The following is a 9,421-nucleotide window of genomic DNA, read 5'->3' on the forward strand; positions in this document are numbered from 1 at the left end:
TGCCATTAACAGCGGTTTCCTGAACGGGTTGAACATCACCGATGCAAAAACGAAAATAATTTGGGTTGCATGAGCATTAAATAGGCCTTCCAAATCTAGGTCCAAGCCCCATTTCATTATGTTATACATTCCTATGGCTACTAAAAAAGCAGTAGCAAAGAAGCTGATAACCAATAAAAAACCACTCTTATTTTTGAATATTTTAGAAGCAAGGAAATAGTAGGTGAAATAATAGATAAAAGCATGCGCAAAAAGGTATATCCCTGTAACTTTATATAATAACTGAATGTCTTCGTAGAATCCCTTATAGACAAAAACCCAAAAGAAAAAGTAGCCTATCCAAAATAGGAAATGGTGAATTTTCAAGTCACTGAATTTTTTAATTAGTGCAAACCCGCGGGAATCTCTTGAACCCTCCTTTTTCATTTCTTTAGATCCCTTTTTTCAGTTGAAAAGGCCCCTGCCAAATACAGTGTCAAAAAAACTGTCCCAACGATAAATAAAGTCCACCAGATCATATCTTTTTATTTTCGAAGTAAGAACTCCTCCTATTGTAGAACAAAAAATAATGACCAACTGTAAGCAATTGGTGACGAAAAGCAATCTAGAGAAAGAAATCTAAAATCAATAGCTTGAGAGGATCAAAATAGCCCATTTTTTAAATAAAGCTTACTTCGATCCTTTTTGTGGACAAAAACTTACGGCTCGTCAATAAAATTTTCCTTCCCCAAGTTGAGACAACAAATTTGTACAAATCAAAACACAAATTATCATGAAAACATTTCTTATCATTTTAGTAATCTTGTTATTTGGAAATTTAACTGCCAGGGCCCAAAATGAAGAGCCGCTAATAAGAACTCAGGTAATAGGGAAAGGACAACCCATGCTATTGATCCATGGTATGTCCTGCTCAGCTGCTGTTTGGGATGAATTGGTAGATAAATACAAGGATTCCTACGAACTGCATCTTGTCAGCATTCAGGGATTTGGAAATAAATCAAAAGTTCCCAGAGATAATTACCTTCAATCCATTAAGGATGAACTTATAGGTTATACCCGTTTCAATAATCTCCAATCTCCAATTATTCTGGGACATAGCATGGGTGGATTTGTTGCATTATGGGCAGCTGCTGAAGCCCCTGGACTTTTCTCCAAAATTATATCTGTGGATGGCGTGCCCTACTTCCCCGTACTTCAAATGCCTGGCATCAGTCCTGAATCCGCTAAACCCATGGTAGAGAGTATGAAAGCCCAATTCTCCAACCAGGATGCATCCAGTGCAAAAGCAATGCAGGAAATGATTGTGGCGTCAATGATAGCCAATACAGATAAGCGAGAAAAAGTGGTAGAAATGGGCTTGGCTTCTAACCCCGAAGTTACCGGGCAGGCATATGGTGAAATGTACCTCACAGATATCCGATCTGAAATGTCTAAAATACAAATTCCTGTACTGGTATTTGGTTCTTGGGCGGCTTACAAAAATTACGGTGCCACCAAATCATCTGTGACCTATGGATATGAACAGCAGGTAAAGGATATTCCCAATGTTCAGTTATTGGTTGCAGAAGAAGCTTATCATTTTGTTTTCTATGATGAACCCGATTGGTTTTACAAAGAGTTGGATTTATTCCTTCACCAAGAGTAAAAAGTACGGTCAATGCATAAAAATACCACTTATCAGAAAAATTAACTTTTTAATATATTTTAAGTAACCTGAGCAAACTTCTCTCGTTATAGAAGAGTAATTACTTGCAATGACGGGAGTTTAGTCTACTGCTCATACGGAGAGTAAGGTTTTTCTCTTTTAGTTTAGTTGATGAAGTCATTGTCTAATAATGGGCCCTAAAAAGGGCCCATTTCTTTTTATTCCTTTTTCAAAACCAGGGTGGTCCTGTTTGGTAGGTAAAGTTTGATCTTATTTTTCTTATCTGTTGGGTAAAGGAATTCTTCTGAAACCCTTTCAAAACCACTATATTTTTTATTATCCGAATTGAGGATTATCCGGTATTTCCCTGCTTCAGGAACTTCAAATTCATAGCCAAAGAAAGAATCAGATACATTGAAACTGAAAATAAATACCAAATTGGCCCTTTTGAAAATCAGAATCTTTTTCTCAGGGTCTAAAAACAGTTGTTCTGCATGCGGTGCCATCAACACAAAATTATCCTTGACCAAGGAGACCATGTCTCTGTCCCAAGCATTAAGATCATGATAGCGCAAATGTTCTGCATCAACAAGTGACCATTGCCTTCTTGCATATTGATAGCTCCAATCATTACCTTCTCTGGGAAAGTCCACCCATTCAGGATGTCCAAATTCGTTGCCTATGAAATTCATATATCCTTCCCCACCAAGGGCAATGGTAATCAGACGGATCATTTTGTGAAGTGCTACACCCCTATCAACCACCAAACTGCTCTGTAGCTTGGTCATACTGGTGTACATCTCCTTGTCCATCAACCAAAAGGCAATGGATTTATCTCCTACCAAAGCCTGATCATGGGATTCTGCATAGGCAATGGTTCTTTCCTTTTTCGGCCGATTGCTTAGCTCATGCCACATTTCAAACATGTCCCAATGTTCATCAGGCTTATGTTTTAGGGTTTTGATCCAAAAATCCGGAATACCCATCCCCAACCTGAAATCAAAGCCCAGTCCCCCATCTTCATGTCTTCTGCAAAGGCCGGGCATACCACTCACTTCTTCTGCTATAGAAAGCGCTTGCCGGGAAAAATCATGAATCAATTTATTAGCCAACTGCAGGTAAATGACGGCATCCCAATCCACCCCTTCTCTGAAATATTTGGTGGGATTATCAAAAGTGACATGACCATGATGCAGGTACAAAATAGAGGTCACACCATCCCATCGAAATCCGTCAAAATGGAATTCCTCCATCCAATACCGGATATTTGACAACAGGAACTGTTTCACTTCTTTTTTCCCGTAATCAAACAGCTTGCTGTCCCAACCTTCATGGTAGCCCCTTTCCCCGGGATGAAAATACTGGTGATCCGAACCATCAAATTCATTCAAGCCCTCATTGACATTCTTGACAGCATGGGAATGTACGATGTCCATGACCACAGAAAGACCCAATTGATGGGCTTTATTGATCAAAAATTTAAGTTCCTCAGGCGTACCGAAGCGGGAAGAAGGACTAAAAAAATTGGAAACATGGTATCCAAAAGATCCATAATAGGGATGTTCCATAATGGCCATCATCTGTATCGTATTGTATCCTGCCTCTTTGATTCTGGGAAGGATATTCTCTGCAAATTCCATGTAAGTACCCACCCCGGCTTTTTCCTGAGCCATACCCACATGGCATTCATAAATCAAAGGTTGGAGCAGGTTATCCGATGGATTAAAATCATGGTCTGACCAGACAAAAGGTTCGGATGGAAACCAAAGTTGCCCTGCAAAATCATGGCTTTCCTCATCCTGTACTACTTTCCTTATGTAGGCCGGTATCCTGTCCAGCGCTGCATTTGCACCTTCTACATGTACTTTAATTTTGGAACCGTGTAGGAAACTATCCTTGTAATCATCATAAGGTAAAAAAATTTCCCAATCTCCACGGTGGTTTTTGCGCATTGGATGGCTGTATCTGTCCCAATGATTGAAATCACCCATCAAAAAAAGATTATAGGCTTTGGGTGCCCATTCCCGGTATATCCAACCATTTCTTAAGCGGTCAAAATGAACCCCATAATACTCATGGGCTCTGGCAAATTCCAGTACACTTCCATAGGCCTGTTCTATGTCCTGAAGGCTATGTTTGTACCTTAAGTACCTTTCATAAATATCCTCTGAATATTCCTTTAACCAGTCCTCTTCCTTGGCAAGAGGTAAAACTTGTTTCTTTTCCACAAAAAATTCAGTTTGTTTCTTTTAAAGATAGAAAGAAATCAGGTCAACTGCCTATAATCAAAAGTAATTTTATTGATGAAACTCAATTGACGACGAAGGTTTATCCAGATACTCCGAACACTTGACAGATTAGGGTTTCCTATCGTCAGCGATTTCTTTTTCATTTTTCCAAAAGATTTTTGCGCCGAGTCTCGGTCTGGAATTCATTTGTGGCCCAGGCCTTCACCATGGCTTATCACATGAAATGCTTTCAGCCTTATTCTTTTCCAATTGAGAATTTGTATCTCAGAAATAATAGAATAATATCAATAGCCCATAATTAAATGCGCAGCTTTTTTATCCCAGCCTGCGTTTGGTAGGTGTGGTTATCATCATTTATCCCTCCCTTCAGAAGGCAGGAGTGGTTAGTTTCCCAAAAAGCGCCGCTTTTTTCAATAAATAAGGTAAAATACACATTCCGGGGATTGAAAATCCGCTGTATCGTTTCACGAAATTGCAAATTTCGAGCAACAAAAAGCAAAGGATAGGTTAATCTGTAGTTAATTCCAAAATTGATCTCCTTAAATTCTCCCTGGCCTTTTTGCGAAAATCAGGGCTTAAAAAATCCAAATCCGGTAAAACCATTACCTGATGAAAGGCGGAACCTTCAAAGCCATCACCTGCCGTAATCAGAACGCATGGCTTATCTAGTTTTTTACATAATTGCAAAAGCTCGTAACTCCCCTTGCCTCCAGCAGATTGCTCATCATACTTTCCTTCTCCGGTGATTACTAAATCAGCCCACCCCACCTTTTCAGGCATCCCTACTTTTGAAAAAAACCATTGTGCTCCCCTTTCCATCTTCAACTCAAAAAAATGTGCCAGTCCAAAGGCAATCCCTCCAGCAGCTCCAAAGCCCACTTGATCGGGAATTTCCTTTCGTACTTTTTTGGATAAAAGATTCAATATTCGATGGCAGGAACTTTCAAAAACAGGGATTTCATGTCTTGGTAATCCTTTCTGAGGACCAAATACCGGAATGGCACCCGCTTTACCCCAAAAGGTATTTGCCACATCGCAAAGACAAGAAAATCGAATATTTATTGACTGAATTGGGCGTTGAATGTACTGAATGCGCTGCATAAAACTATCAGAAAACATGGCAACAGCCCTACCCTTTTCATCCAAAAAACCAAAACCCAAAGCCGCCAATATACCCAAACCCAAGTCAACCGAAGCCGATCCGCCCAGGCCCAAAACGATATGATTGGCACCGGCTTTTATGGATGCTTGAATCAGTTGTCCTGTCCCATATGTGCTGGCTACCCAGGGATTCCGCTCAGGATTACTGAGGTGCTTGATGCCCGAAACAGTGGAGACATCAACAAAGGCTGTTTGACTTTTCTGATCCAAATAATAATAGCCTTTGATTGACCTGCCCAATGCATCCAGGACCCATTCTTCCTTTTCCTCCAAGCCCAGTGCCTTTCCCAGTAAATAACAAGTTCCATCCCCTCCATCTGCTATGGGCAGGCATTTGGTCTCCCAGTCAGGATGTTTTTCCAGCAGTGCATCAGAAATGATCTTCGCAGCTTCATCTGCTTCAAGCGTTCCTTTGAATGCATTGGGTGCTATCAGGATTTTCATAAACAATTCAGGGAAAATGTTTGAAACAAAGAATATATTTTAACCGATAGAAAGTTAGAAAACTTAGTCAGGAAAAGCCAATACGAGTAGGCAGCATTGACAAATGTGTACGCCACCCTGAGAGAAGCGAAAGCCTGCCCCGATCTTTTTGTGGGGTCTCCCAAAATAGAGAAGATGCTTCTCCCTAATTACTCGGGAAAAGCATGACGTGTAATTTTTGTCATTACCCTTTTTGTACATTTTCCTAAATGTTGAAATATCAGCATCACAAGGATAAGCCTATTCCAATTGTTGACTTTCTGATCTTTCTAAACACCAGCCCTCTTAATGAAATCCTTAAAAACCTTAACTTGATGGTTCAATTACTTTCAAAATCCACCTTCCCACTTCTGACATTTCTACCCTTTAACCCTCCCAAAATAATCCTTCGTCGCCGCCTTTACTTTAGGCGCCAGGTAAACGGTGGAGATCATCGTCGGTATAGCCATAATTGCATACATCCCATCTATAAAACTTACCACCACTTCCAAAGAAACCACAGCTCCGGCCACGATAGTCACCAAATAGAAATAGTTATAGTATTTTGCCCTTTCAGCCCCAAAGAGGTAATTGAAACATTTGTGGCCATAGTAGGAATAGGTAAACATGGTGGATAGCGCGAAGACCAATACCGCCAACATCAACAGGTATTTCCCGATTCCCGGGAGGCCAAGTTCAAAGGCTGAGAGCGTCAGCCTCACGCCATCATTGTCGGTGGATTGCCAGACACCGGTTAATAAAATCACAAGGGCCGTCAGCGTACAAACCACCACTGTATCGATAAATGGACCCAACATGGCGATCAATCCTTCTCTTACCGGTTCATTATTTTTGGAAGCCCCGTGTACCATAGGTGCTGTGCCTATACCCGCTTCGTTGGAAAAAGCAGCCCTTCTGGCACCAATCACCATCACAGCACCAACAGCACCGCCCATCACTGATTTCCCGGTAAAGGCATCTTCTACAATCAGCCATAACATGGCAGGTACCTGATCGTAAAAGCGGAACATGATAATCAGAACTGTAACAAAATACAAGATGACCATGAATGGCACCAAACGGGAAGCTACCGCGGCAATCCGTTTGATTCCGCCTAAAATCACAATGGCAACAATGATCATCATGGATATGCCCAATACCCATTTGGTGGTTTCCCCATTGTCCAGACCATTAGGGATCAGAAGTACAGACCGCAATACGGCGGTCAATTGATTGGCCTGAAAGATGGCAAGCAGACCCAATACCCCGGCAAGAGAAAACAATACCGCCAGGGGTTTCCATTTCTTGCCCATGCCTTCTTCGATTACATACATAGGGCCACCCTGAACAGTACCAGCAGTATCTTTTCCTCGGTACATAATGGCCAGGGTACAAGTGAAATATTTGGTAGCCATACCTACAAAGGCAGAAATCCACATCCAAAATATAGCGCCTGGGCCACCCATATTGATGGCAATGGCCACACCGGAAATATTCCCTAGCCCCACCGTAGCGGCAATGGCCGCTGATAGCGCCTGACGGGAAGAAATCTGCCCGGGTAAGTTCTCGTCATCATATTTCCCCCTTACCACTTTCAGTGCATGTCCAAAATAGCGGAAAGGTAAAAAACCGGAATACGCAAAGAGTATAAAGCCTCCCCCCATCAATAAGAGGAGCATGGGCGTATCCCAAATCCAATTGCTAAAGTCAATGATAAATTGTCCCATGTAGAATTTAAATGAAATAGCATATTAATGGCAATTTTGGTAAAAGACAAATGGGAAGGGGAATTTGATCTCTTAATGATTGTGTAGAGAAAAAAGAGGTGCCTTCGGACAGAGAGAATAGCTTGTACCAAGTACCAAGTATTAAGTACCAAGAGTTAGATTCCGGTACGTAGAGGATTGTTAACTGAAAAAGTCAATTCCATTAGTAAACTATTGTTATATTGATAGCTCCTCACATAATAAACAGATCACCAGTTTACCGTGAATCATCTTGCTTCTTATTTCTTGTTTCTAGTCTTTAACCTCCTACCGTCGGTATGACAAGGAAAGGCCTATCCAAAAAGCTATCCATCATTGGAACAGCTTTTCGGATAGGCATTCATCTTCTTTTGAACTAGAAACCTCTTATTTATTATCTCTTGCTTCTTGATTCTAGTCTCTAACCTCCTACCTTAAGGTAGGCAAGCTCGATTCTTAGTGGTTCAACACTTCCGAAATCCGCCTTCAAACTTCCGAAATCTCTAAATTCTCGTCTCTCCCTCCTACCATTCCACCTTCGGTGAACGATAAAAATTCTTCCCTTGCGCCTCCCAACGCTGACCATGCCAAACAATCCTTCTGCTGAAATCTTCCCAGTTTCGGGCAGTCTTGGGAGACCAAGCAATCTCCGCAATGGCCGCCAACCTGGGGAAAGTCATGTATTCTATGTCCGCAAAAGTAGTGATGGTCTCTGTCCATAAAGGTGCTTCTACACCCAGAATATGCTCTCTTTTAATTTCAGCTTCCAATTCGGTTGGGTCCCAATTATAGGCCTCATCCAATTCAATATAGGCCGCCCAATGTAAACCGAGTTGGGTAGTAGAATCATATTGCATATCCAAATAAGCCTTTACAGCCGGAGAGATCAATACCTGTGCTCCCTGCTCAATGGCCATAATTGCATTTTCTGCCTTCGCCCAATATTGTGCTACTGAAGTAGGTAGCAATTGGGCATGCGCCACTTCATCCCAACCCAAGGTTTTCTTCCCATATTTGCTCACTATTTCCTGTGCCTTTTCTATAAATGGAATATAATCCTCCATATCTGTCACGTGGGATTCATCTCCCCCAATATGGAAATAAGGTCCAGGAGTGAGTTCAGAAATTTCCCGGATCACATCATCAATAAACTTATACGTTACTGGACTGTCTGTATCCAAAGTGGAGAAACCCACTTCAATTCCCGTGTGATAAGGAGTTGCATCCGGATCTTCTTCATCCACGCCTAAAGCTTTTCGGTCAACAGGAACAGCGGTAGCCTCGGGGACGCTAATCCCAGGGTTCAAAATACCATAGGCATTCAAGGCAGAATTGGTATGGCCCGGCATATCAATCTCCGGCACGATGGTAATGTACCTGCTTTGCGCATATCGCACGATTTCTGTGTAATCATCCTGGGTGTAATATCCCCCTTTTCCTCCTCCTACTTCATTGGCACCACCAATGGTGGTCAACAAAGGCCAGGATTTGATCTCAATCCTCCATCCCTGATCATCAGAAAGATGCAAATGCAAATGATTGATTTTATATACCGCAATCTGATCGATCAGTTTTTTTACATCTTCCACAGAAAAGAAATGCCTGGCCACATCCAACATCATACCTCTGTAACCATATTCCGGATGATCCTCGATGGATCCCTGTGGCAAAGAAAACTGATTGTTTACACCTGGAATTTTACCACCATGGGCAGGAATCAATTGCTGCAATGACTGAATGCCATAAAACAATCCTGCCGGTTGCGGGGCACTAATCAGCACCTTCTTATCCATGATGGCCAATCGGTACCCTTCTTCCTGATCGGAAGCGCTAGAATCTAGGGCCAATACAATGGCATTGTCCCGATCTTCCTGAGCGATATTCAGGTTAAGACCAGTCAGGGCTGCTATGGAAGATTTTAAATATTCTCCGATCAACTGAACTTGGGCGGGATCAGCTTGCAGCACGATGGCTGTTTTCCCGTCCAAGATAAAACTGCCCGCTGCAGGTACTAAGGAAACCGGAACGGGTATAATACTGTGTTGATCCATAGGAACCGCTTCCTGCTTTTTGCCACAGGAAAAGGCCAAGAAAGCCAGCACTGTCATAAAGACTATGTTTTTAAATTGCTTCATAGTGAAACTTTGTTTAGGGTATAA

At 41.9% G+C, this 9,421-nt stretch carries 6 protein-coding genes; 1 reads left to right on the top strand and 5 read right to left on the bottom strand.

Annotated features, from left to right (window positions below):
- Positions 1–366: hypothetical protein (locus QZT73_RS01705; RefSeq protein ID WP_291786281.1), on the bottom strand; the 366-nt coding region annotated here is incomplete at its 3' end.
- A 406-nt stretch (positions 367–772) separates the two neighbouring features.
- On the opposite strand from QZT73_RS01705, the gene QZT73_RS01710 reads away from it, so the two are divergent.
- Positions 773–1,645 (top strand): alpha/beta hydrolase, encoded by an 873-nt coding sequence (locus tag QZT73_RS01710; RefSeq protein ID WP_291779177.1) that lies wholly within the window; start codon positions 773–775, stop codon positions 1,643–1,645.
- A gap of 218 nt (positions 1,646–1,863) precedes the next feature.
- Here the strand turns inward: QZT73_RS01710 and QZT73_RS01715 are convergent, their stop codons facing one another.
- The 4 genes from QZT73_RS01715 to QZT73_RS01730 form a co-directional block, all read right to left on the bottom strand.
- On the bottom strand, positions 1,864–3,873 hold the full coding sequence (locus QZT73_RS01715; RefSeq protein WP_291779174.1) for an alpha-amylase family glycosyl hydrolase: 2,010 nt from the start codon (positions 3,871–3,873) through the stop codon (positions 1,864–1,866).
- Positions 3,874–4,401: 528 nt separating this feature from the next.
- Complete coding sequence (locus QZT73_RS01720) at positions 4,402–5,499, bottom strand: glycerate kinase (RefSeq protein WP_291786283.1); 1,098 nt, start codon at positions 5,497–5,499, stop codon at positions 4,402–4,404.
- A 398-nt stretch (positions 5,500–5,897) separates the two neighbouring features.
- A complete protein-coding gene (locus tag QZT73_RS01725; RefSeq protein WP_291786286.1) occupies positions 5,898–7,244 on the bottom strand; it encodes an alanine/glycine:cation symporter family protein in 1,347 nt (448 codons plus the stop codon).
- 542 nt (positions 7,245–7,786) lie between these two features.
- On the bottom strand, positions 7,787–9,421 hold a 1,635-nt coding region (locus QZT73_RS01730; protein WP_363331081.1), incomplete at its 5' end, for a beta-N-acetylhexosaminidase.

Source organism: Cecembia sp. (assembly GCF_007126775.1).
In the GTDB taxonomy this organism is placed as follows: Bacteria; Bacteroidota; Bacteroidia; order Cytophagales; family Cyclobacteriaceae; genus Cecembia.

What these genes read in the sequence shown, in the direction of transcription:
- QZT73_RS01710 (WP_291779177.1), top strand. Translation starts at nt 773, where the DNA reads ATGAAAACATTTCTTATCATTTTAGTAATCTTGTTATTTGGAAATTTA.
- QZT73_RS01720 (WP_291786283.1), bottom strand. Translation starts at nt 5,499, where the DNA reads ATGAAAATCCTGATAGCACCCAATGCATTCAAAGGAACGCTTGAAGCA.
- QZT73_RS01725 (WP_291786286.1), bottom strand. Translation starts at nt 7,244, where the DNA reads ATGGGACAATTTATCATTGACTTTAGCAATTGGATTTGGGATACGCCC.